22 protein-coding genes and 1 tRNA gene are annotated in these 23,479 nt (G+C 45.4%); 6 read left to right on the top strand and 17 right to left on the bottom strand.

Going from position 1 to position 23,479, the window contains the following annotated elements:
* Positions 1 to 12: 12 nt before the first annotated feature.
* The 4 genes from B1748_RS10905 to B1748_RS10890 all read right to left on the bottom strand — a co-directional run bounded on the left by B1748_RS10905 (position 13) and on the right by B1748_RS10890 (position 6,006).
* On the bottom strand, positions 13 to 4,323 hold the full coding sequence (locus tag B1748_RS10905) for a discoidin domain-containing protein (protein WP_087567932.1): 4,311 nt from the start codon (positions 4,321 to 4,323) through the stop codon (positions 13 to 15).
* Between the two features lie 219 nt (positions 4,324 to 4,542).
* Complete coding sequence (locus B1748_RS10900) at positions 4,543 to 4,923, bottom strand: VOC family protein (protein ID WP_087567931.1); 381 nt, start codon at positions 4,921 to 4,923, stop codon at positions 4,543 to 4,545.
* Positions 4,916 to 5,380: an SRPBCC family protein gene (locus B1748_RS10895; protein ID WP_256975619.1), complete on the bottom strand. Its 465-nt coding sequence runs from the start codon at positions 5,378 to 5,380 to the stop codon at positions 4,916 to 4,918. The genes B1748_RS10900 and B1748_RS10895 overlap by 8 nt, the downstream gene beginning before the upstream one ends.
* Positions 5,381 to 5,439: 59 nt before the next feature.
* The gene (locus B1748_RS10890) at positions 5,440 to 6,006 is read right to left on the bottom strand and encodes a TetR/AcrR family transcriptional regulator (RefSeq protein ID WP_087568080.1); all 567 of its coding nucleotides are present in this window, start codon (positions 6,004 to 6,006) and stop codon (positions 5,440 to 5,442) included.
* A gap of 199 nt (positions 6,007 to 6,205) precedes the next feature.
* Here B1748_RS10890 and B1748_RS10885 point away from each other — a divergent pair, with 199 nt between their 5' ends.
* Positions 6,206 to 7,036 (top strand): hypothetical protein, encoded by an 831-nt coding sequence (locus B1748_RS10885; protein ID WP_087567930.1) that lies wholly within the window; start codon positions 6,206 to 6,208, stop codon positions 7,034 to 7,036.
* A gap of 94 nt (positions 7,037 to 7,130) precedes the next feature.
* A complete protein-coding gene (locus B1748_RS10880; RefSeq protein ID WP_087567929.1) occupies positions 7,131 to 7,661 on the top strand; it encodes a glutathione reductase in 531 nt (176 codons plus the stop codon).
* A gap of 300 nt (positions 7,662 to 7,961) precedes the next feature.
* On the opposite strand, the gene B1748_RS10875 is transcribed toward B1748_RS10880, so the two are convergent.
* On the bottom strand, positions 7,962 to 8,555 hold the full coding sequence (locus tag B1748_RS10875; RefSeq protein ID WP_087567928.1) for a TetR family transcriptional regulator: 594 nt from the start codon (positions 8,553 to 8,555) through the stop codon (positions 7,962 to 7,964).
* 189 nt (positions 8,556 to 8,744) lie between these two features.
* Between B1748_RS10875 and B1748_RS10870 the strand changes: the two genes are divergently transcribed.
* Positions 8,745 to 9,563, top strand: a complete 819-nt coding sequence (locus tag B1748_RS10870) for an SDR family NAD(P)-dependent oxidoreductase (RefSeq protein ID WP_087567927.1) — start codon at positions 8,745 to 8,747, stop codon at positions 9,561 to 9,563.
* A gap of 812 nt (positions 9,564 to 10,375) precedes the next feature.
* Here the strand turns inward: B1748_RS10870 and B1748_RS10860 are convergent.
* The 4 genes from B1748_RS10860 to B1748_RS10845 all read right to left on the bottom strand — a co-directional run bounded on the left by B1748_RS10860 (position 10,376) and on the right by B1748_RS10845 (position 15,162).
* Positions 10,376 to 11,914 (bottom strand): hypothetical protein, encoded by a 1,539-nt coding sequence (locus B1748_RS10860; protein WP_087567925.1) that lies wholly within the window; start codon positions 11,912 to 11,914, stop codon positions 10,376 to 10,378.
* Positions 11,915 to 12,140: 226 nt separating this feature from the next.
* Positions 12,141 to 13,349: a TIR domain-containing protein gene (locus B1748_RS10855; protein WP_087567924.1), complete on the bottom strand. Its 1,209-nt coding sequence runs from the start codon at positions 13,347 to 13,349 to the stop codon at positions 12,141 to 12,143.
* 47 nt (positions 13,350 to 13,396) lie between these two features.
* On the bottom strand, positions 13,397 to 14,464 hold the full coding sequence (locus B1748_RS10850) for a YecA family protein (protein WP_087567923.1): 1,068 nt from the start codon (positions 14,462 to 14,464) through the stop codon (positions 13,397 to 13,399).
* Positions 14,465 to 14,826: 362 nt separating this feature from the next.
* Positions 14,827 to 15,162 (bottom strand): hypothetical protein, encoded by a 336-nt coding sequence (locus B1748_RS10845; RefSeq protein WP_087567922.1) that lies wholly within the window; start codon positions 15,160 to 15,162, stop codon positions 14,827 to 14,829.
* Between the two features lie 245 nt (positions 15,163 to 15,407).
* Between B1748_RS10845 and radC the strand changes: the two genes are divergently transcribed.
* Positions 15,408 to 16,016: a RadC family protein gene (gene radC, locus B1748_RS10840; protein WP_087567921.1), complete on the top strand. Its 609-nt coding sequence runs from the start codon at positions 15,408 to 15,410 to the stop codon at positions 16,014 to 16,016.
* Between the two features lie 397 nt (positions 16,017 to 16,413).
* The gene (locus B1748_RS10835; RefSeq protein ID WP_087567920.1) at positions 16,414 to 16,935 is read left to right on the top strand and encodes a site-specific integrase; all 522 of its coding nucleotides are present in this window, start codon (positions 16,414 to 16,416) and stop codon (positions 16,933 to 16,935) included.
* Between the two features lie 310 nt (positions 16,936 to 17,245).
* On the opposite strand, the gene B1748_RS10830 is transcribed toward B1748_RS10835, so the two are convergent.
* From B1748_RS10830 to nrdR, 6 genes are all read right to left on the bottom strand, one after another.
* Positions 17,246 to 17,318 (bottom strand) — tRNA-Ala (locus B1748_RS10830).
* A 164-nt stretch (positions 17,319 to 17,482) separates the two neighbouring features.
* On the bottom strand, positions 17,483 to 18,271 hold the full coding sequence (pstB, locus tag B1748_RS10825; protein ID WP_087568079.1) for a phosphate ABC transporter ATP-binding protein PstB: 789 nt from the start codon (positions 18,269 to 18,271) through the stop codon (positions 17,483 to 17,485).
* Between the two features lie 75 nt (positions 18,272 to 18,346).
* The gene (gene pstA, locus B1748_RS10820) at positions 18,347 to 19,189 is read right to left on the bottom strand and encodes a phosphate ABC transporter permease PstA (protein WP_087567919.1); all 843 of its coding nucleotides are present in this window, start codon (positions 19,187 to 19,189) and stop codon (positions 18,347 to 18,349) included.
* Between the two features lie 5 nt (positions 19,190 to 19,194).
* On the bottom strand, positions 19,195 to 20,097 hold the full coding sequence (gene pstC / locus B1748_RS10815) for a phosphate ABC transporter permease subunit PstC (protein WP_256975616.1): 903 nt from the start codon (positions 20,095 to 20,097) through the stop codon (positions 19,195 to 19,197).
* 110 nt (positions 20,098 to 20,207) lie between these two features.
* The gene (locus tag B1748_RS10810) at positions 20,208 to 21,113 is read right to left on the bottom strand and encodes a phosphate ABC transporter substrate-binding protein (RefSeq protein ID WP_087567917.1); all 906 of its coding nucleotides are present in this window, start codon (positions 21,111 to 21,113) and stop codon (positions 20,208 to 20,210) included.
* Between the two features lie 198 nt (positions 21,114 to 21,311).
* Positions 21,312 to 21,791 carry a transcriptional regulator NrdR gene (gene nrdR, locus B1748_RS10805; protein ID WP_087567916.1) on the bottom strand — a complete coding sequence of 160 codons (480 nt, stop codon included), beginning with the start codon at positions 21,789 to 21,791 and terminating at the stop codon, positions 21,312 to 21,314.
* 161 nt (positions 21,792 to 21,952) lie between these two features.
* Here nrdR and B1748_RS10800 point away from each other — a divergent pair, with 161 nt between their 5' ends.
* Positions 21,953 to 22,180, top strand: a complete 228-nt coding sequence (locus tag B1748_RS10800; protein WP_087567915.1) for an alpha/beta-type small acid-soluble spore protein — start codon at positions 21,953 to 21,955, stop codon at positions 22,178 to 22,180.
* 105 nt (positions 22,181 to 22,285) lie between these two features.
* Here B1748_RS10800 and B1748_RS10795 read toward each other — a convergent pair whose 3' ends face one another.
* Positions 22,286 to 22,861 (bottom strand): lytic transglycosylase domain-containing protein, encoded by a 576-nt coding sequence (locus B1748_RS10795; protein ID WP_087567914.1) that lies wholly within the window; start codon positions 22,859 to 22,861, stop codon positions 22,286 to 22,288.
* On the bottom strand, positions 22,858 to 23,457 hold the full coding sequence (gene coaE, locus B1748_RS10790; protein WP_087567913.1) for a dephospho-CoA kinase: 600 nt from the start codon (positions 23,455 to 23,457) through the stop codon (positions 22,858 to 22,860). The genes B1748_RS10795 and coaE overlap by 4 nt, the downstream gene beginning before the upstream one ends.
* Positions 23,458 to 23,479: the final 22 nt, after the last annotated feature.

Raw genomic sequence — 23,479 nt, 5'->3', positions numbered from 1 at the left:
TTCTATACATAATTAGTTCTGCTCCTGCGCCTGCAATTCTGCAAGAGCATCGAGCATGTTCAGAATGACGACCACAGCTTCAGCACGCGTCGCCGAGGCGGCCGGGGCAAACCGGTTGTCCCCGCGACCGTTCATGACTCCCGCTTCCTGGGCTGCCGCCACGTACGGCTTCGCCCAAGCCGGGATTTGATCCGCGTCCGCATAAGAGAGCTCATGCCCTTCCGCAGTCTTCAGGCCCAAGCCGCGAACGATCATCGCTGCCAGCTCTGCTCGGCTGATCGAAGCCTTCGGTCGGAATGTCCCATCCGCATAGCCGCCGATCAAGCCGGATTCCAAGGCTTGCGCAATATAAGGATTCGCCCAGGCTTGAATCGAGCCTGCGTCCGCGAAGTTCAGCGAACGGTTCGTACCTTGCAGCTTCAACGCTTTGACCAGCATGACGACGAATTCGTCCCTGTTGACCGTCTTATTCGGCTTGAACGTCTCGTCGGTATAGCCCGCTACGAATCCAAGCTCGACCGCCCGTTTGATGGACGCTTCTGCCCAATGGCTCGCGATATCGTTCAGTCGAACCGTTGTCGATCCGCCGGACTCCCCGCCATTGCCGTTGCCGTTTTCATTACCATTGCCATTGCCTGGATCTCCGCCGCCCGGATTCGAACCGCCGTTTTGGCCTTCTTCCGGATCCGGAGTTACTGGAGTCGGAACCCATCCTCCGCCACCGGAGCCAGGCAACGCTTTGATTTTGATCTTGAACGTTTTCTCCGCGGATGCAGCTCCCTTGCTGATCGTCGCGGTCAGCACGACCTCCATGTCGCTGGTTGACGGTCGTTGCAACAACTGTCCGTTGGCATTCAGATAATCGGGCTTCGAGCTGCTCCAGACGATACGCGTGCCGAGCTGTCCTTTCTGCGGAAGATAGAGATTCGCGGCAATGCTTTCATTCACGTTAAGCTCGATCAGACCCATTACGTCTTCGATTGTTAGACGATCGCGCGCAACGCTCAGCCCGGCATACGCCTGCTCGGCCTCGGGACGAGTCAGCTGGGCGGTTTGAATCGCCGCAGTCGCTTGCACCATTGCCTGTTGAAGCTGTGCCCAGCCCTCAAGAGAGTAATGGTCCTCCACAAGCTTGTCGTTCTCGATAGCCGCCAACAGGTCGATAATCGGCCGTAGATTGCCAAGCTTATATTCCTCGCCGTACACTTCGAATTCCTCAAAGGAATAGCCGAACATGGTAGCTCTGGATACGCCCTCGAACTTCACGTATCTGGCTGGCGTGGTTTGGAAGGTCGTCACGACGCGTCCCGGCTTGCCGTTAACCTCGCCGTTGTTGTCTTTCACGACGTTCGTCCAGTTCTCCTTGTCCTCGGATACGAGAATGCGGTACTTCGAACCGTAAGCCGTTTGCCATAGAATAGATACAGCATCAATGTTCTTCACTTCACCCAGATCCACCATGAACCAGGTATCGTCCACCCAATCGCTGGACCATCTGGTATCCCCTCTGCCGTCCACCGCTTTGTCCGCCGTGTAGGACGAGGATTCCGGCTGCGAGGATTCGGCTTGCTTATGCAAAGCCAGATTCCCATGCAGGTCCACGTAGGTGTTTCTTACGATGAATTCGTCAATCAGGCCTTTAAAAGCGTTCGTTTCGCTGCCGATTTTGGCTACCGGCAATACGAACGTTTCCAGCTTGGAGCCGTCTTTGAGAGTCGCCGTATACTCACTGCCGTTAATGAAGATGGAGGTCCCCGTGTCGTCGCCGATCATAATGACATGGGTCCAGCGGTCGGTCGGCAGCTTATAATTGAATTCGCTGACGTAGTTTTCTTTCGTGATGGCCAGTTTGCCGCTGCCCCCGATGTTATATTTCAGCCCTCCGTCCGGAGATTCCAGCAGCACAGCTCCTTGCGGGTTGTCAGCGTCCGGTTTGAGCCACATGGACATTGTCCATCCGAAACCAAGCGTGCGCAGCGGCGTTTCTACATAGCTGGCCCCGCCTTTGAGCCTTACTGCTTGCCCGAAGATTCCCTTCTCCGTGCCTGCATTCACCGCGTTGCCGTCAAAGCCGTTGCCCGAACGATCCGCGAAGCCCTCGTCGAAAGTATAATCGAGCACAATATTGCGCTCATTGTCGACTTGAAGCTTGTGCGACTGATGAACACCCGGCGGGTCCACGTACTTTGCGGCATCCACCTGGAAGCTTGCAAAGTTCCGGTCGACGCGGTTGCCTCTCCACAGCTTCTCCGCCAACACTTGCATGGAAGGCAAGATACGCTGATGCGAGTCCGCCATGGAGACGCCTTTCTCTACGGACACATCGTTCCAGAGCGCGAACATGCCGCCTTTTACCTGCGGGTGCCCATAAGGAAGCTTCGTCTCCAGCCAATCGTTAGGCTCCCATTCGTTGTAGATGAAATCATAACTTAGATAGTTGCGGTACAGCTGTGGAACGATATAGAGCAAATTCGTGTTGGTATTGATAATGTCGTAGCCTAGCTCTACCGCATGCTGCGCGCTTCCGTACGGCTCATACCAGATGTCCATCGTCGCATTGTTGCTGACCGGCGTCGTGCCGTCGTATGCGGACAAGCTGCCCCACAGACGGGCATGCTTGCCTTTGCTGTTAATGTGGTTAAGGAGCATATCCGCATATCTGCGGAACGCCTCCTTGTCGTCGCCGAAATATTCATCCGTGCCGACATGCACATCCGGGCCGACGAAGGTCGGATTGCTGCCGTCGAGATACTCGTCAAAAAGTTCTTTAATGAAGTCGAGCGTCTCCGGACGTTTGATATCCAGCTGATTGTTGCTGCCCAACCTAGGGTCGTAAGCGATGAACGCGCCGGAATGGCCCGGCGTATCGATTTCCGGCACGACGTTTACGCCGTATTCCATCCCAAGCAGCTGCAGGTCTCTGAATTGCTGCTTCGTATAGAAGCCGTCCTTGCTCGTCACTCCCGGGAATTTCTCGCTCTCCAGACGGAAGTAGCCGACATCGCCGACATCATCGTTCAGGTGAATCTGGAACCGGTTCATCTTATAGTAGGACATCAGTTTGACATAGTCCCGCAAAAATTCGATCGTATAAAACTTGCGGCCCACATCGAGCATGAAGCCTCGATCCGCGTATTTCGGATAATCGCGCGATTGCCCCTTGGGCATCGTCTTATAATCGGCAGCGTGGCCAAGCAGCTGCAAGATCGTTCTTGTGCCGAACATGACGCCCTTCTGATCGGTGCCGGCGACGGAAGCATATTCGCCGATATTCAGTTCATATCCCTCAGTCCCCAACCGTGCTTGCGCGGCATCCAGAACCAAGTAGATGTCCCCCTCTTGAGGTGAACCAACCGTTACCGTCAGCGGCAGCTTCGTTAAATCAAGCAAGTCCTGCTGCAAAATATCGGCCGTCCCCCGCAGAGCCGCTTCATCCTCCGCGCGAATGACGATTTTCGACTTGTCCGTCAAGCGGAACTCACCTGTTGCGCCCAGCCACTCACGCAAAGAAGGAATGACGCGTGGCTCCGGGTTCCGATCGCCCGTCTGATCGTAGAGACCGGGCACGGTGACTAGCGCATTATCCGTTAAGAGATAGGTGGGATCGCTGACGCTCTGGATTTGCAGCAGCAGCTGAACCTGTGTATCGACAAGCGGCGCTTGGATATTGCCCTGCGCGTCGATCACCGGCAAGCTGTCTGTATTCACCAACGACAGCGTATAACCATCCGGTACAGCGGGCAGTTTCAGCTGAGTGTCCCCTTCGGAGACGACGATGCTGTTTTTGACCGCGTCCATCATAGGCGGCAACAGCGGTTTGCCTTTGTAGACCTCGAATTCCCAGAAGGAGTATCCGTAATAGATACCTTCAATTGGACGTCTCGTTACTCCTTGAAACTTGACGTATCGCGCCAGCGTCGGCTCGAAATCGATCGTATCCTCGACTGGTCCGCTGGCGACGAGCACGCGGTTGTCCGCGAATACGTTCCTCCAGCTTACCGCATCGTCAGATACGAGAACTTGATATTGTTCCGCCGGCGTCTGCCAGTTGATGATGACTCTTCCGATTTCTACGGGCTCGCCTAGATCAACGTAGAACCACTGGTTATCCGTTCTTTCCGATGACCAGCGGCTTGCATGCTCCTTGCCGCCGTCGACCGCTTTCTCAGGCCCGAAAAAGTCTACTTCGTTCGACGATGAAAAAGCCGTCTTTCCTAAAGCCAAGTTCCCTGTTGCGGCTTCGGACTTCTCCGATGAAACGGCAACTAAGATGAAAGCGATAACAAAAAACACTAAAAAAATATTCCTATACCGTAAATGCACTAAGATCCCCCCCGTTGTTTATTAGCTCGAATTTTACTCCAGCTATCCGCATGACCCTCCATGCTCAACTGCTGCAGCAATTTTATTATAAGTAGGGGCATTCTTTTCATCGATATACTTGTGTTTACAATCCATATACAAATGTGGACATTCGGCCTTCTACGGTGTAGTGAAAAAGAAAAAAGCCATTTCAGTAGAAGTGGCTTTCCTGGATTGGATCTAATTTAAGCGATGAACCATTTCATATTTATTTCCGCAAGGATCTGCAAAGTATACGGCGTAATAGGTCGGGCTAATCGGGAATAGTTGAGGACCGCCGCTTATGTTCCCCCCAAATTCTTTAACCAACTTAGCGATACGATCCACTTCTGCCCGATCTTTCGCCCAGAAGCCTATCAAATTCCCGTTCGGTTTATGGTCCGCTTCCTCGGTAATAGCGAAATAAGGAACGCTCGGAAGTTCTCCATCAGCGGCAAACACTTTCCAATTAGCGCTGTGATAGGTTCGGGTAAATCCCAATTCAGGCAGAAGCTTTTCATAAAAAGGCAGAACGTTTTCCATATTATTTACACGAAGATCAATATGGCTGAACTTATTCATAGGTATTCATCTCCTCATTATGATTAAGTGAATAACTTGTTTTTTCCCTGACCGCAGTTAGCACGTCTTCCCAATGAAGCTTCATTTGTTCCCGTATACCCGGATGATCCAGGTTCTCTTGATGAAAGCTGATCGTTGTTCTGTCAGGCTTATCGGATATCAATCGGATTTGCAGCGTGGATGGTTTGTCCCATCCGATCTTTCCCCACTTTAAGCGAATTTGTCTAGGCGGTTTAACCACTCTGAATTGCCCTGTAATTCCCTCATCGGATGTGAAGGTCTCCCCCTCCTTCAATTTACGGAACGAAACGGTTCCAATCCATAATTTCAAACCTTCAGAGGAGGTAAGAAATGCCCATGCCTGTTCCGGCGAAATCGGCAACGTCCTCCGAACCCCGATTTGAAAGCCAGCAGATGCGGTTTGCCCAACCAATCTGACGTTTTCGGTTTTATTCAATCCCTAACACCTCGCCCATTAAGATTGTTAGTACTAACTAACTCAATGATCAAAAAAAATTATGGGGTTAAAGCCCTCACAAATAGCTCGATACTCGAATTCATAAAACTTTGCAGCGTAACTTTAGTCATAGTCGGACCGAACAGCTGCGACATGAAAGCACCGTAATTAAGCCACATAAACGTGATCGCCTGGGTTTCCGCATCCGTAGATATCATTTTGTTTTTACTCTGCATCTCATTAAAATAATCCGTTAATAACTCCAGCAATTTGCGCGGATGCCTCTCAGCCTTCTCTCGGATGCCAGCCAGTTCGTTGTCACCCAAGACGATGATAAACAATTTACGGTTACGATGCATGATTTCATGGTACATACGGCAAATCGTAAGCAAGTCTTCTTTCAAATCCCACTTCATATTTTCTTTAAAGAGATTTTCCATTTCAACCGAGTAATGATAACGATCAACTGCTTGCTCAAGCAGATTCAGCTTGCTCCCGAAATTGCGGAACAAGGTCATTTCGCTGACACCTGCCGCTGCAGCGATTTCTTTAGTCGATACCCCTTTGTATCCTTTTTCAGCCATTAAATCGATGGCCGCCAACATCAATTTACTTTTATTGTCCATGGTCGGCGTGTTCACCAAGTATGTACCTCCCTCTGCTTAGTTTGCGGACGTCATTTTGTTAGTTAGTGATAACTAACATTTGTAATCATCATAAAGCCAATGACTACAAAAGTCAATCTATTCGAGTTGATGACCCGCCGATCTTATAGGATAATATAGAAAAAGTATCCACTTGAATAAGGGATGGGAGTGATTCCTCTTGTTACAATTAAACAGCGAGCTGTGGGGCAAGCTTACCGGTCCTTACGAGTCGGGCGAACAGGTACCTGAATTGTTGGAGCGTCTGATGCTTGATTTCGATAAAGAAGTTTTCGAAGAGCTATTCCAGGAGCACTTGTATCACCAAAATACGATCTATACCGTCACTTACGCGGCAGTACCTTATCTGGCCAAACTTGCTCTTGCATCAAAAAACAAGGAAGTTCGCCATGAAATCTACGTCACTTGCGGGATTATCGAGTCGTGTCATGACAAAACAAGATCAGAGCCGTATCCCTCGGATTGGACCGAACTCGCTGCTGAAGCGGGAACCGAGGTTTGCGCGGAGATGTACCAATCTTACTTAAAAGCGATAACGGAGCTTGCTTCGCTGGTACCAGAGATGTTGGCCTACGCCAAACAAGAAATAAGCAGCGATACCGAAAAAAGATATGTTCTCATTGCCGACGCGGCTTATCGGGAATCCCAGAGCGTGGCAAACATGTTTCTGAATTTTACGGCTGGCGACGAATATGTGGCCGTTTGCGGAGCATGCGATCAAGAGGCTTACTTGTGGCCGAGCGGAGAAGGCGGTCGTATACAAGCATTCGCGGAAGATCCGGTATTCGAACCCCTTCAGGCGGCACATGAGGTTACTCCCGTTGAGGCATTCGTTGAAGCGGAACTTCAAATACTGGCCGAGCGAGCCGATCAGCTGGGCGATTCCTCTTTTTTGAACCAATTGCCGTATTTGGCCGGGGAAATGAATTGTCCTTCATGCGGCGCCAGAATGCAGGTATGGCCTAGTTTGCTTTCGACTTTTGGAAGGTAATAAACAGGGGCTGGATATCGCATCCAGGCGAACAACAAGCAATCACAGCCATTGCCTGAAAACTAATATCCATAATAAAAAGGATGGGATTATTATGAGCACGCTTCAACCGATTGTTCATGTCTTGCAGCATTCGTCCGATGAAGCCGTCGTGGAGCAGTTCTTCGAAAACGAGTCGTTAATCTGGATTGACTGGAGGGAATACGAAGAGGACGTCATTAAATACTTTAACGATCAACTGCCGGAATCTCATCAAATCAAGTACGAAATGATCGAAATCGACAAACCGAGAGGAGTCGATATCGTGTTAAGTTCGGGCGATCGCAAGCTGACGATTCCGTTCGCCGATGATCGGACTGATCGGGACAGCGCCATTCGGGCCATGCAGGAGATGATCGCTCCCCGATATCAGATTCGATGGTTTATGGAGTCTCTAGGCAACGACACGTTAGCCTTTCTTTTATTGTCAACGGAGCAGTGGTCGGAGTTAGAGAGGCAGTTCGGGAAGGATAAGCTAGAATTCCACTTCCAGCCGGTAACGAGCGAAAGCATTATGTTTTACCTCGACATGGATGACGTATTCGCCCTAATCAAGGTAAGGGAACAAGCACGTACCTCTGAATAGCAACGACAATTCGTTGGTAAATGGATGACGTTGAGCTGGGAGCCTAGGCATGTCCGAATCCTCATTATAGGATGACGAAGCCGACTCGACGTGGACCTTTAGCGGTAGATTCAGAGGCCGTGCTCCTCCGTGAGACAGATTCAGTGAAGTTAACTCATCCACTCCGTCCGCGCGGACTGAACCCCGGGGTTCGCCCCCTATGGGCTCCACCAAACACAAAAAAACACGCCAAACTTGGCGTGTTGATGTTTGTGTTTGGTGGAGCCTAGCTCGTATTCCGCAGGCGCAAGCGTCCACCTGCTACTCTCCATTCATGAAATCAAGCGTACGTAAGTTGGTTATTAGAAAAGGCAGCACTTGTTCAATAAAGTCTTCAGCTGATTCCTCCTGCGAATGACTCCATTTCAGAACCACACCGTAAATCGACCAACTGATCATCGTTGCAAGCCTCTCCAATCTTCTCAGTTCATGCACCGGAATGTCTTTTATATGTGCTATGCACGAGACAATAACATTATATAGTTGTTGTTTGGCCTCTTCCTCCATCGCATGCGATAGGGTTCGCCGTGAGTTTAGCCGCTTCGTCGTTTCAATCTGCCATTCACAAACAGCCATCATTAACCTTCGCAACAATTCCGGGCCCTGCATTACTGTACCCGAGGGAATCCAAGCGGATAATGTATCTGTAAATGCTTCCTTCATGGTCAACTCTAGCAATTCATATTTATCCTGGTAGTGATTATAAAAGGTTGCACGATTCAATCCTGCCCGATCCATAATATCTTGAATAGATATAGCTTCAAAGTCCTTTTCCGTGAGTAAATCAGCGAATGCATTTTGTATATAATTTTTCGTTCGCTTTGCTCGAGGGTCATTAGGATTAGCTAAACTCAAACTTCATCCTCTCCTTGTACCACAATCTTTTTTGAAAAAAAACTACAATTGAAGCAAATTGTTGTTTACACAACAGATCCGAAACTCTGCTTATTGATCACCTTTGAACATTAATATTATTATACTAATTGACAGTTGTCGTCTAGTCAACATCTGTAGTTTTAATTTATATGCAAGGGAGTTGGAAGAATGAAAAACTTATTCATAGCGGGTGGAACTTCCGGAATGGGCAAAGGGTTAGCGATTCACTATTTGCGCCAGGGAAGCAAAGTGACCGTTACCGGGAGCAACCGTCTCAGGGGAAAAGAATTTCTAGATGAGGCAGCAAGTTTGGGTGCTGCTAACCGCGCCTCCTTTATTCGAGCTGATCTGTTATCTTTGTCGGAAAATCGCCGTGTCATTCAAGAGGTTCAAGCACGACATGAGTCGATAGACGGATTGGTACTCACAGCGATGCAGCAATTCCCTAAACGCAAATTAACGCTGGATGGATTTGAGAGTACGTTTGCTCTCTACTATATTAGCCGGTTTATTCTGAGCTACGGTTTGACGGATTTGCTGGAGAAGGGGAAAAATCCTGTTATTGTAAGCATCGGCGGTACCGGAATGACAAAGGGGGAAATTCATTGGGATGACCTTAATCTTCAGAACAAGTACGGGTTGCTGAAGGCTACTCTGCAAGGAGGGCGAGCAAACGACCTGCTTGGGGTCGCCTACGCAGAGAACAATAAGAACGCGAAAACACGCTTCATTCTAAATCATCCCGGATATACAAACAGTGGTACGAATCATCTAGCTCAGCCGTTTAAATCTATTATGCGCATCATGGGAAAGCTTTTTGCTCAACCGGTGGATAAAAGTATTCAACCGATTATCAAGCTCATGGATCATCCTCCATCACAGCCTCTAATTGCCTGGGACCGGACTAAAGCTGTCGACCTCTCGCTTCCCACACTTAACAAACTGAATGCGATGAAGTTATATCAATTAACGAAACACCTTCTTTAATGCTGTAAAGTGACTACGTATGAAGGAGCAAAGTGGGATAACGAAATCCTGCTTCAATTGGCTGACGAAGCGGATTCGGCGTAGCAGATCGCAGCGGTAGATTTCGATGCCGCGCTCCTCCGTGACGTCACTTAAGCTCTCTTTTCATCCACTCCGTCCGCGAGGACTGACCCCCGGGGTTCGCCACCTTTGGGGCTCAAACCGCAAAAAGCCGTCCCTTTGGATCGGTTATTGATGCATTATGGAGCCTAGGGGACACAGCTCGTCCTACCTCGCTGTATCATCATGGGATGTCCGAATCCTGATCTAATGGCTGACGAAGCCAACTCGACGAGGACTTTTAGCGGTAGATTCAGACGCCGTGCTCCTCCGCATTCGCTCCGTCCGCGCGGACTGAACCCCGGGGTTCGCCCCCTATGGGCTCCACCAAACACAAAAAAACACGCCTGAATCGGCGTGTTGACGTTTGTGATTGGTGGAGCCTAGGGGGATCGAACCCCTGACCTCATCGCTGCCAGTGGAGAGATGGGGTTTTGTACGTTAGGGGGAATGCTGAGGAAAGCCTTGTAGTACAAGACTTTCTCCTGCTTTTCCATCTCTATGTTCGAGTGCGCCGCGGCGCACCGAAAAGAAAAAGTGTGACCAAAAGTGTGACCATAGGCCCTCCGCGATATTCCAGCGTCAGGCAACGCGGCTTGCATCGCCATTGCATTGCCTCCCATCGCGCGTAGGTCGAACCCGCCAAGAGGCTCCAAGTCAAGCCGTGACTCGGCGGTTACTAGATTCGGGTTTCAAAGGTTACTTTTTTTGTACTATACAAAATGCTTGTGTTTTAATTTTAAAAAGGGATATGTAATTTTATATCCTGCAAAATCTACTACTTGTTCTTCACACCAATAATCATCATTTAGTTTAGGAAGTAATGCATCTGAATTTATTTCTTGGATTAGATTAAGCAACTTTCCTTTATGTCTTTTTAGTAAATTCTCAAAATTGATTGTATCTAAAATTTTTATATCTTCATAAATACGTGAACCTAAATTGTTTTTTGAAATCACCGTAAAGCATATAGTTAAGTTATCTGGTATATCTTTAAATCCAAAATATTTTTTTAATAATTCATTAGGATTACTATAATAATAATCTTTGATCTTAGAAATCTGAGAAAAACCTTTGTTTAAACCTTCTTCATTTTTACGCCCTTGTACATTTAGATGTTCTGCAATTGTATCTGCTCGCAAAAAATTTTTTAGTTCAGAAACTATGATTGAATTGCTTTCGCTGTCGTATAAAACCATATCTATGTCTGTCAAGTTTTCATTTGAATTTTCTTTGGGGATTTTTATGTTAAATTTATAACTAATATTTTTATAGGATTTTAGCATTTCAACAAGTTCGTTATTGAGCGACTTTTCTTTAAAACTTTTGTCGCTAATTTTATACTTATTGTCTAATAAAACAAATGCATTCCTCTCAATATTACTATATAAAAATAATCCATATGAAGTAATATAGCTCTTTTTATTATTGATATCCAATATTTCAATTAATGGAGTGCAAATTAAATCAAGTTTTTGTCCTGGATTAAATGTCAAATCTTTCACAATAATCCTGATTTTTTCCACTGGTATATTCGTTAATGTATTAATTTTCTCAAATGTTTTTTCACAATCAATGTACAAAGGATTATATTCGTTATTATATTGATTCAATTGTCTATTTAGTAATACATACGTATATATACTTAGATATACATCATAGAAATCTTCTAAACTGTAATTTTTAAATTCAATTGTATTGTCAAATTCTCGAACCTTTCTAAAATAAGAATGGCGAAGATATTTGTATACATCCTTAGGCGGTCCTTCATCACCTTTTCTAAAGTTCAAACTTTCAGAAAGATTTTTGTTATTATTTTGATTTCGATTAAGTTTGTTATATAGATTTAAAGCCTCTACTGCAAAAAAAGTTTGATTATAATTGAATTGAACGCGATTTTCTTTTTTTAGGAATTCAGCTTTTCCATTACAGCTTAGGATATAATAATCTCTGATGTGATTATACGTTTTTACATCTTCGAAATATTTATCCAATTTTTTCAGTAAATTAGAGTCTTTTCTACAGGAATCACTACAATGCTGAAATGTCAGTTTTAAAGAAGTATCAAGTATATCTAACTCATGATGTATCTCGGTCTCAGCTGTTATTTTTCGTGAAACGTCATCAAATCTTTTTTCAAATTTAATTAAAATACCTTGGATCAAATATGATAATCTATTTCTAAATATATTTTTATTGCTCATATAAGAATCTATATCATTTTCAAACTTTTTTTGTTCTTCACTAATCATATAACACCTCTCAATTATGTTTAAAAATGCTGAGTTTTTCAGAAATCCTACTATTTTTAGAGAAAAAGTTTCTTCAATTCCAAACCCAAGTTGTATTCATCATTTCTTACTAAGCAGCAGCAGTTGATAAAGAGAAGGAAGTTGTATGTTAATTGAATAGCAGGAGGACAAGGATTTTTTTGCATTTTGTGTCTCTACGTTCGAGTTCGCCGTTACCCTTAGATTATCAAGTTTTATTGATGCTAGCTTGGTTAGGAGCATGTTCTCTCAAGCTTATCTCTAATCTTGAATTATCAATAAAAAACTCACCATGATTATTATCTATCCAAGCATTAATTTCTGTAAGTGTCTCAATAACAAAACCCTTATAAAATCGTAAAGATTCAGGAGTCAATGTGAATTCATGTGTCAGATTTTCAATATGATCTTTTCTGTGAATATCACCGAAGTCTACTACAACTCCCTCACCCTTATCATTATCAATAAGTTTTAAAAGAATAATACGATTAGATAATTCTTTGCTCTGATTCTTAGGAATCACTCTATAATTATTGTTAACCTGCTGAAGGCTGTTCAGTCTTGAGATGTCGCCACGTCTATTTAGTTCCTTATCATATATTCTTAAGATAGTTATCAACCTTACTAATGGTACATAGTAGTCATCATCAAAATTTCTTAATGAGACAATCTTCTCAAGCTGTTTTGAAAGTTTATTTATGCACTCATCATAAGATTTAAATAATTGAAACCCTATAAATATTGAACGAGTTAGAGATTCTTCTACCTCAGAATCTGTCATATTCAAAACTTGCTTTATATTCTCAATAGATGAGTTGTTGTTCTCATATCCAAACATCATTTTAGAAAAATCAACTATTAAACCAAACAAACTTAAATATATATCGGAATTAAAGTAGTCTAGTAACTCATTAGCAAAAACTGTCCTTTTGTAATTTTCTATTAAAGCTCCGTGGAATGTCCTTTCAATATTCTTCTTTACCTCAGGCTTATTATCCGGATTAAATTCATAAGTAAGAATGCGCCGATTTCTAAGATCAAAAGGTAAATCATTGATTTTGCCAAATTCGGAATTAAAGACACAAATAACTTTTTCCCAACCTAACTTCTTTGCGGCATAACCTAGCTCAATTAATACATTGGGATTAGGTGTTTTTTTATATTTTCTTGAAGTTCCATTAATAATGCTAACGTCTGCAATAAAAAAGCTACATTGATCAATCTTTTTGAAAATTGACTCAGTAATATCTGGTGTTCCAAGTGTCGATTGGGTGTCTCTATCTATATTTAACTCTAAAGTGTAGTTAACATCTTTTTTTAGGTTTTCAATAGACTTTAATAAGCAACTCTCAATAAAGCTCCTATTTTTGTTATTTGGCAAGTCTGCTTGCCATGAAAAGAAAACAGTATATTGCATATTCTAGAAATCAACCTCCAGTCTTAGGTTTGCGGATTAAGTGAAAATTATAGCTCGAACAGATCAAATGAGGGGGCTTCCAATCGATTATAGACATGTCCGTCTAACTCAGCTATTTCCGATATCCCCCATATAAGAGCACCAAATTCATCTTTTTTAGATTGATCCCACGTATCCCATGACTCTGGATTTATTGCAATATTCTCACTGATGATGGGAAGTGTATTATTTATATAGTTTTTTCTCTGTTGAATGTTCAAACCTTCGAGTTGTTGACGGTACTCATAAAAGAGGTCATCATTACTATTGAGCCAGGAAATGATGCAGTACGTCTTGTCCTCTTCAGAAAAGACAGAAATAAAAATATGCTTCACGGGTGTTGTTTTGTCCAAAAGATTTTGTATTTTCTTACCCCGCAGATCTGTACTGGGTGCTTCAAAGCCTGTAGCTGCAAAATTTATGGTGCTGGGGAATTCCCATATTACACTTGATAAAACGCCATATTCACCAGTAAGCAAAACATTATCAAATGCTTGCTTTACTGGTTGAAAATCATCAATAGCCATTTCCATACCACCAAATGGATTATCAGGCATACCTAATATAGAAGGCTTACGTTTAAAAATGCTTTTTTGCATATTAACAACTTCTTGCTTTTTGTGATATTCAACAGCAAAACATCGATATGTATATAAGAAAACATGTAATTCACTCTTATCAAAAAGACCGTCTTCAATTGGCTGGAAAACCGTCTTGTCATGATGACCGCAAAACCCAGTAAACACTGTTGCTTCTTTACGTCCCCATTTTGTCATCGCAGCGAAAGGATTATCTGCTTTTGGACAGGGCATATAAACATCTCCATTGCTCGATAGACGTTTCAGTAATTTATTGTTCTGTATAGAATGAGCGCCGATAATTTTCTCTGAGCAAGATACGCCGTCTGGATGTAGGCATTGTTTAATTCTTGCTTCTTTTCTTACAGTTTTATAATTCTTTAAAAAATTAACTGGATTTGAAAATTCCTCATCATCGTGTTTATCTAAGCAACATTTTTTATATTTAATTCCGCTACCACATGGACATGGGTCATTTCGTCCTACCTTTTTGTTCAATCCAATTCTTCCTTCCGATATTTTAATCAATGCAAAAAACGGCATAGATGCCGTTTTTTGCATTAAGTGTTAATTATGAAAAAGAGATCGAAGTTGCTGACTCACAGGGACAGGACAGCTCCTGCAGTTGCGCTGACCACCATAGCCCATAAAGTCTCAAGCAATGACGACAAAAAGAGCTTAGTATTCATACGCATCCCCTCCTTGTTTGGGACAGAAATCAACTTAAGGCTGAAGAATCTAATCAGCGTTAATCCTGCAATTATAGACAAGGCAACGGGCTCTGCACATAGCATGGATAACTGTCCTGTATAGAGGCATCCTGCCCCTGTCAGCCAGCAACAGAATTTTGTACCGAACGATTAACTTCTACCTAACAAATCTCTGGTCATTTCGGTTGACCAACAAATTAGGATACAAAGACCGTTATCAGTAATTCCCCATTTTCTTCGTTCCCTTCCTGCGTACCCACCCCAGTAAGACTCCAATCCATCGTGTATAAATTTTCTGTCATCATGTTCAAACATACTAAAATCTAAACCAATATCCGTCCCAAAAGGATGCTCCTTTTCTAACCACTCTATCACATTCTTATCTTCAATATGACGATTAACCTCTTCTAAAGAATACTTAACTCCTTTATCCAACAAAAAAGCTATTTCCATAATAAACTGTGTTATTGCCGTTGATTGTCTCATTATTACCCCTCCTCTACATGAGCATACATCATTTTCCAATAACCGACAATAGGTCAAATTAATACACCCCTCGTTAGAATAACTTTAGGTTACTAGTTAAATGCTAAACTTTAATTCTATATTATTCCCCTGATACCTAGGCATGATAGGTAGTCCTCGCGAGAGGCTGATCATGCATGTGCCGGACACGATCAAACGTGTTCGGCATTTTGTATTTCTCAACTAAAATTCAGGAGGAGTATTTAATGAACAATTATCGCAATGAGGAACTGAAAAGGTTGATTTCAGAATCTCTAAGGGAGCGTCCAGACAGCTATCTTATTCAGCAGCTATTTGAGCAGTTCCCGACAACGACAGAATTAATGAACGTATCTGAACAGCAGTTAATCAGAATAAAGGGGATAGGTCTGTGTAAGGCTCGCCAGCTCACTGCCGTGTTAAAACTGACTAATGCTCTTACTATCCCAGCACAAAATCGATCTACTATTCGTAGCCCAAAAGATGTGTTTGATCTGCTTGAACCTGAATTTAGACATTTAAACAAAGAGCATTTTACATGTTTATTTCTTAACACCAAAAATAAAGTAATCTTCAAGGAGGTCATTTCCATTGGGAGTCTTAACGCAGCTATCGTCCATCCAAGAGAGGTATTCCACGCCGCTATAAAAAGATGTAGTGCCTCTATTATTTGCGCTCACAATCATCCGAGCGGAGACCCGACTCCTAGTCCAGAGGATATCGAATTGACGAAACGGCTAGTCAGCTCAGGGGATTTGGTGGGCATAGAAGTCCTAGACCATATTATTATTGGAAGTCACCGTTATGTAAGTCTTCGAGAACAAGGTTTGATATGATTGAGGTTTTTTCTAACAGCTTGCTTGTCTTCCTAAGAACAAGTATGATTGTAGATGAAGTTGGTTTTAATCAGTAACTAATAATCGGCAGAACAATCTGCCCAGCCGCAAAAATAGCTAATATTTTTGCATTAGCTGCCAATAATAATCGACATTTAAGACGCAGACACAAGACAACAGTAAAGATTCATGAGATCAAGCATTCTTTCTCATGTAATCTAGCTGTTGCCTCGTAGAAGGCGTCTTTTTTATTTGAAAGAAAAGGGGGAATCGTACATCTAACCATTTTATTAAATGACATACGCGGTAAATCATATTCATACCCACTTATTTACCGCTTATACAATATTGAAACACCGATAAGGAAAGTTTATCCTTTTGATAGAGGTGATAAGATTTGAATACAGTACAAATAATTGGAGATAAAATTCGTCTATTGCGGTTGAAAAAAGGGCTAAAGACGAAAAGCAGCACCCGAACCATTACATTAATTGCACGAACATTGGATAGCTTAAAGGAACACCGAAAGAAAATCGATAAACATAGAAAATCCGCTGGTTCGTATTATAAGGACTATGATTTGATTGTGTGTACGAAGCTAGGCACTCCTGTAAATCCACGGAACTTGCTTCGGACGTTCTATGATTTGATGAAGAAAGCGAAAGTCCCTAAAATTCGCTTTCATGATCTTCGCCATACTGTGGCCACGTTAATGCTCAGCAGTAACATAAACCCCAAAATTGTAAAGGAAATTCTTGGGCATTCTGATATTCGAGTGACCCTCGATACGTATTCCCATGTTTTACCATCCGTTCATAAGGAAACGGCACAGCAGTATGGCAACATGATTTTCGGCTCGCAACTTGAGAGCAAAGAGAAAGATTTTTTAATTACTGCCGACACGAGCAACCCGTTATAATTTGATACTGAATCGTTAATGACGATTCAATAATTAGCTCTCAACTTACTGACCGCCTTTCATCGAAGCATTCAGAACGGAGTCAAAGTAAATCGCCCTGCCTTCAAAAGAGGACAGGGCGATTATTTATGATCGAGAAATACAATCGTCTGATCGGAGTCCCACTTTCTTCACAAAAGATGAAAATCATCAAAAAAAATAGGTTAGTGTGACCAAACGTGTGACCACGTCTTCAAATCATCATTATCTAGGCATAGAAAAAAGCCTTCAAACACTCGGAAATCCTTGTGTTTAAAGGCTTTTTTCTTTATGGAGCCTAGGGGGATCGAACCCCTGACCTCATCGCTGCCAGCGATGCGCTCTCCCAGCTGAGCTAAGGCCCCGTGTTATTGTGGCGACAAGAAAGATCTTACCATACAGCAGGAAATTCTGTCAATTCTTTTTTGTATTCCATTCCGCACATCGCAGTTTACTCCCCTTACAAGGCAATTAGCCCTCGTCCTTTGGGGATAAGGGCCGGCCTTATATGGGGATGGCTGACGGACAATTAACCGAACTTGCCCGTGATGTAGTCCTCGGTTTGTTTGTTGGAGGGGTTTGTAAACACTTTGCTTGTTACGTCGGTTTCGATGATTTTGCCGTTAAGGAAAAACGATGTGATATCTGAGATCCGGGCAGCCTGCTGCATGTTATGCGTTACGATAACAATCGTATAGGATTGCTTCAGTTCGTTGACCAGCTCTTCCACTTTTAGCGTCGCGAGCGGATCAAGCGCGGATGTCGGTTCGTCCATAAGTACGATCTCCGGCTCAACAGCGAGCACGCGAGCGATACAGAGACGTTGTTGCTGACCGCCGGACAATCCCATTGCGGAGGAATGCAGACGATCCTTGACTTCGTTCCAGAGCGCGGCTTGCGTTAAGCTGCGTTCCACGATTTCGTTGAGCTGAGCTTTTTTCTTGATGCCGTGAGCTCTTGGACCGTAAGCAATGTTGTCGTAGATGCTCATCGGGAACGGATTCGGCTTCTGGAACACCATACCGACTTTTTTGCGCAGCTCGACGACGTTAACCGACTTGTCGTAGATGTTTTCGTTGCCGATACGAACCTCGCCCTTGATGGATACGCCCTTTACAAGGTCGTTCATACGGTTAAGCGTACGTAAGAATGTGGATTTACCGCAGCCCGATGGACCGATAAGGGCCGTAATTTGTTTCTCCGAGATATCGAGATTGATTTTGTGCAGCGCCTGGAACTCGCCGTAGAACAAATCCAGGTCTTGAGCTACGATTTGCGGAGCGGAATTTCCGGTCTCGACTGTATTGCCGGCCGGCACTGCGCCGCTAATGGATTTTATTTGAGTGGTAGCCACGTAAATCCTTCCCTTCTAGTCTGTATTGTTCTACGAGTTCTACGAGAACCGCTTGATCAATCTGCGGAATAACCAGGTTGCCGTCAAATTGATGATAAGAATCAGCACGATCAACACGGCTGCCGTTCCGAATGCCATATCCATGGCTCCCGTCTCCATGGCCACCATGTAGAGATGCAAGGACAACGTTCGGCTTCCGTCCAGCAAGGAATTCGGGATTAGAAGCGTGCCGCCCAGCGTCAAAAGGAATGCCGCCGTCTCGCCGACAACGCGTCCGATCGACAGGATCAAACCTGTAATGATACCTGGCATTGCGGTTGGCAGAATCAAACTTTTGATCGTCTGCCACTTGGTCGTGCCAAGAGCGAGACTGCCTTCACGAAGCGTGTCCGGTACAGCCTTCAGCGCTTCCTCGGACGTACGAACGATGGTAGGCAATACCATGGTCACACCAGTCAACGAAGCCGACAGAATCGACCAACCACCGGTGATCGGCTCAAGCAAGATAACGAAGAACGCAAAACCGAACAAGCCGAAGACGATTGAAGGAATACCTGCGAGAGCTTCCGTAGCGAAGCGGATCATGGAAGTAAGTTTGCCGCGTGCCGTGTACTCGTTCAAGTAGATCGCCGCCCCTACACCGATAGGAGTAGCAATGATCATCGTGGTCCCGACCAGATACAAGGTACCTACAATGGCTGGGAATATACCGCCCTCCGAACCCATTTTGCGAGGATTCGAAGTCAGGAATTCATAGTTGATCATGGAGACGCCTTGACTCAGAATGTATCCGATAATGAAGATTAGCACCAACACCGTCAATAAGCCGAGTCCGCTAAGGCAAGCAAAAGCGATTTTTTGGTTTCTGACTACATTGTTCATAGTTTTTACTTCCTCGCTTTCCGGCGTACCAGCAGTGTCGTGACGGAGTTTAATACGATGATGAACATAAACAATACGATACCTGTGGCAAACAGAGCTTGTTGATGCTCCGGTCCTGCATAACCCATCTCAAGAGCGATGTTCGCGGTCATGGATCTCGCAGGCGCGAACAATCCCGTCCAGTCCATTGCAGGTACTAGCGGCGTATTGCCGATAACCATAATGACGGCCATCGTCTCGCCGAGCGCGCGTCCAACACCTAGTATGACTGCAGTAATAATGCCGGATTTCGCAGCGGGTACAAGCACTTTGTAGATCGTTTGCCAGTGGGATACGCCAAGCGCCAAGGAGCCTTCCTTGTACTCGCGCGGAACTGCCTTAAGGGCGTCCAACGAGATATTGATAATGGTTGGCAAAATCATAACGGCGAGTATGATGGCGGCCGTCAAGATCGAGTAGCCCGTCTGGTAGTTGGCTGGCAAATATTCCGCAAGGGGCCCCCGCTCAAGACTCGAAATGACGCCGCGGACGGCGAACATTCCGAACAAGCCGTATACAACGGATGGAATTCCAGCCAGCAGTTCAACAGCGGGAATAATAATCCGGGATATTCGTTGATGAGCAATTTCCACAAGATAGACAGCTACTCCCACGCCCATCGGGGCGCCGATCAGAATAGCCACGAAAGTTACGTAAATCGTACCTACGATCATCGGCCAGATGCCATACACCTGATTCGTAGGGTTCCACACCGTTCCGAATAATACATCGACAATGCCATACTTGAAAAAGATGGGCAAACCTTCGATAAAGATGAACACACCGATTAACAATACGCTAAATACGGCCGTAATGGCTGTTATGAACAACAAGGTTTTAACAATTTTCTCTTCCAGGATCCTACTCAACGACAATCCCCCCACGTCCAGCGGTCAAAATCAGTCAATCTCCATAACAAGCGCGAAGGATAGCGCATGATCTGCTATCCTCGCGATTGCCATTCTTGCATATTGGATACTTATTTTACGGTTACATAACCGTTTTCTGCTACGATCGCCTGTCCTGCGTCGCTGAGAACATAGTCGATGAAAGCTTGGGCTACTGCGCTAGCATCTTTGGAATCGCCAACCAGGAAGTTAAATGGACGTTGGATCGGATAAAGGCCGGATTTGATGTTTTCTTCAGTCGGCTCGTGCTCATCGACTTTAACGGCTTTAACGGAATCGTTCAGGCCGCCAGTGGAGATGTAGCCAATTGCGTTAGCGTCTTGGCTTACCGCTTCGCGAACTGCGCCAGTCGAGTTCTGGATGATCGCTTCAGCTACGAAAGGCTCTTCGCCAAGCACGATCTCGCCGAAAGCGTCGCGCGTGCCGGATCCTTCTTCACGGTTGATAACGACGATGTTGCCGTCTTTGCCGCCAACTTCGCTCCAGTTTTTGATTTGACCGGAGAAGATTCCTTTAACTTGATCAACGGTCAGGTTTTCTACTTCGTTAGCGGAGTTGGCTACAACCGCGATACCGTCGATTGCGATAACAATTGGCTCGATGCCAGTCTCATCGTCTTTAATGGCTCTGGAAGCCATGCCGATATCGGCTGTTCCGGCTTGTGCTGCTTTTACGCCTGCGCCGGATCCGCCGCCGGATACTTCGATCCGTGCATCGCCGTTTGTACCCATATATGCTGTTCCAAGCTCTTCCGCAAGTGGTTGTACGGACGTGGAGCCCGCTACCGTTACAGACCCGCTAACCTTTGTTTCAGGGGATGGCGAAGCCGCTTCCGTCGGAGCATTGGTAGGTGCGTTTGTCGCCGCGCCGCCCGAATTATTCGTATTGTTGCCGCCGCAACCCGTTACGATCATGGCCGATGTTACTACTGTAAGAATTGCCCCCGAGAACATTTTTTTCTGTTGGATCTTTTTCATTGGTTTCATTCCTCCACCTTTATATTTGTTGGCTACAAACTGAATTATAGAGAGCTTTTTTAAAGCGCGTATATGCGGAGTGTAAATTCAATGTAAAATGTATGCTGTTTGCATGAAAACTTTGTAATCGTCCTGTAACAAAAAAATCCGCTCCCCAAAGGGAACGGATTTCATTCTCGCATATGTCGAATCGGGTAATTACGACCGGTCTCCGCCGGTCAAAGGATGTTTAGACAATAGACTGTTCAGTTCCTTCATGAACATGTCGATATCCTTGAACTGGCGATAGACGGAAGCAAAGCGAACGTACGCCACCTCGTCCACGGGATACAGCTGGCTCATCACAATGGTGCCGATATCGCTGCTGTCGACTTCGGCGACCGCCGTCGTCCGCAGCTCCTTCTCTACCTCGGAGACGATGACCTCGAGCCGTTCGACGGACACGGGCCGCTTCTCGCAAGCGCGAATTAACCCGCGCAATATTTTGTCGCGGCTAAATTCTTCGCGGCTTCCGTCTTTCTTGATGACGATAAGCGGAGTCTCCTCAATCATCTCGAACGTTGTGAACCTGCGACTGCACTTCTCGCACTCGCGGCGGCGGCGAATCGACTTGTTTTCGTTGGCAGGTCGCGAGTCCAGCACCTTTGTTCCGGCATAATCGCAATACGGGCATTTCATAGGCTTGGCGCCTCCTTTCTAAATTTTAATATTCAAAATACGTGTTCAAAAAGTTTGTTTTTCGGATTTTTTGAACAACCTTTTTTTGGCATACCTTTCCTGTAATGATATTTGGAATAACGCACATAATACAGTTACCAACCGCAAGGAGGTGAACATCAATGAGCTCGAACAACAGCAGCAGCAACAACCTGTTAGTACCACAAGCGACAGCCGCTCTGGACCAAATGAAATTCGAGGTCGCTCAAGAGCTGGGCATCGCGATTCCGCAAGACGGCTACTACGGCAACATGGCGACGAGAGACACAGGCTCCATCGGGGGTTACATCACGAAACGCCTGGTCCAAATCGCTGAGCAATCTCTGGCTGGCCAAGCAGGCCAACGTTAATGTTGATTTATTAGGCTCGTATGTATAACAGAGGTCTTGAAGGTGCTTGTCCCGAAGAGGCGAGCCCTTCAAGGCTTCTCTGTTTATGTTCAATGATCAGGATGCTCAAAATTCCGGATATAAATCCTTGTACTTATTATAATAATAAAAAACTCGTTGTACATAGTGTCTGGTCTCGCCAAAAGGAATCTCGCTTACGGAATCCAGCTCCCCGTCCCATTTGCCGCTGTCCAGCCACTTGTTGACATTGCCTTGACCGGCATTGTATGCCGCCACGGCTGCTATGGCGTTGTGATCAAATTGATGGTGGAGCCAGCCGAGATACCAGGAGCCTACCTCGATGCTCACATCGGCCCTATGCCGCAGCACATCGTCGTTGACGGCATCGAATCCAGCTTTCTCCACGACCCAATGTGCCGTTGTCGGCATTAGCTGCATAAGACCCAGCGCGCCTTTTCTGGATTCCCTGCCCGTCTCGTAATTGGATTCGGAACGAATAATAGCCGCGATCAAATGCGGTTCCAAATCATAATTTTCGGCGCTGGCCCGTATATCGTCCTTATAATGAACGGGATACATCCATCTCGCCATCCAGTCCGACTTCAAAAACAGGAAAGCGATCAGCGCCACCAGCAGGATCAGATAAAATCTCTTTTTTACTCGTATTCGTTTTTTCTTCATGGCTGCCAGTCCTGCTGCTTCCATAAGTCGTCGATCTGCCGCGCCGTATTTTCTATCGTGCCGCTATTGTCGATTACCCAGTCCGCCAGTTTGCGCTTCTCCTCAATGTCCATCTGCAGCGAAACTCTTTGCTCCGCCTCCTCCTTGGACATGCCGTTACGTTCCGCTAGACGATGCACTTGCACATCCGCTGGAACATAGACGACCATAACCCCATCATACAGCTGAACCTGCCCCGTCTCGTAGAGGAGCGGTATATCGGCAACGATCAGCCGACGTGGATTCTCTGCCGATAGTTTATGTATCTTCTCCTGCATGCGCCGCCTAATGGCGGGATGCGTAATACTCTCCAGCATCTTAAGCTTATCTTTATCGCCAAACACGATGTCGCCTAGCGCCTTCCGGTTAAGCGAGCCATCTTCCTGAATGACGGCTTGTCCGAACAGGACCGCGATTTCGTCCAGCGCGGCTTCCCCCGGCTGGACGACTTCCCTGGCGACCGCGTCGGCATCAACCAAAGCGGCGCCGCGTTCGACAAGCAGCCGGGAGACGGTGCTTTTCCCGCTTGCGATGCCGCCGGTCAATCCGATAATCATGGTCTCACCTCGCACTCGTAAC

Source organism: Paenibacillus sp. MY03, from assembly GCF_002165585.1.
In the GTDB taxonomy this organism is placed as follows: domain Bacteria; phylum Bacillota; class Bacilli; order Paenibacillales; family Paenibacillaceae; genus Pristimantibacillus; species Pristimantibacillus agaridevorans.
The sequence above is the reverse complement of the archived record's forward strand: the minus strand, read 5'-3'. Positions and strand labels throughout refer to the sequence as shown.

Coding starts and splice junctions, on each gene's coding strand:
- pstA (WP_087567919.1), bottom strand. CDS start 19,189: ATGAACAATGTAGTCAGAAACCAAAAAATCGCTTTTGCTTGCCTTAGC.
- B1748_RS10810 (WP_087567917.1), bottom strand. CDS start 21,113: ATGAAAAAGATCCAACAGAAAAAAATGTTCTCGGGGGCAATTCTTACA.
- B1748_RS10900 (WP_087567931.1), bottom strand. CDS start 4,923: ATGAATAAGTTCAGCCATATTGATCTTCGTGTAAATAATATGGAAAAC.
- B1748_RS10890 (WP_087568080.1), bottom strand. CDS start 6,006: ATGGACAATAAAAGTAAATTGATGTTGGCGGCCATCGATTTAATGGCT.
- coaE (WP_087567913.1), bottom strand. CDS start 23,457: ATGATTATCGGATTGACCGGCGGCATCGCAAGCGGGAAAAGCACCGTC.
- B1748_RS10795 (WP_087567914.1), bottom strand. CDS start 22,861: ATGAAGAAAAAACGAATACGAGTAAAAAAGAGATTTTATCTGATCCTG.
- B1748_RS10800 (WP_087567915.1), top strand. CDS start 21,953: ATGAGCTCGAACAACAGCAGCAGCAACAACCTGTTAGTACCACAAGCG.
- nrdR (WP_087567916.1), bottom strand. CDS start 21,791: ATGAAATGCCCGTATTGCGATTATGCCGGAACAAAGGTGCTGGACTCG.
- B1748_RS10845 (WP_087567922.1), bottom strand. CDS start 15,162: ATGAGACAATCAACGGCAATAACACAGTTTATTATGGAAATAGCTTTT.
- radC (WP_087567921.1), top strand. CDS start 15,408: ATGAACAATTATCGCAATGAGGAACTGAAAAGGTTGATTTCAGAATCT.
- B1748_RS10880 (WP_087567929.1), top strand. CDS start 7,131: ATGAGCACGCTTCAACCGATTGTTCATGTCTTGCAGCATTCGTCCGAT.
- B1748_RS10870 (WP_087567927.1), top strand. CDS start 8,745: ATGAAAAACTTATTCATAGCGGGTGGAACTTCCGGAATGGGCAAAGGG.
- B1748_RS10855 (WP_087567924.1), bottom strand. CDS start 13,349: ATGCAATATACTGTTTTCTTTTCATGGCAAGCAGACTTGCCAAATAAC.
- B1748_RS10860 (WP_087567925.1), bottom strand. CDS start 11,914: ATGATTAGTGAAGAACAAAAAAAGTTTGAAAATGATATAGATTCTTAT.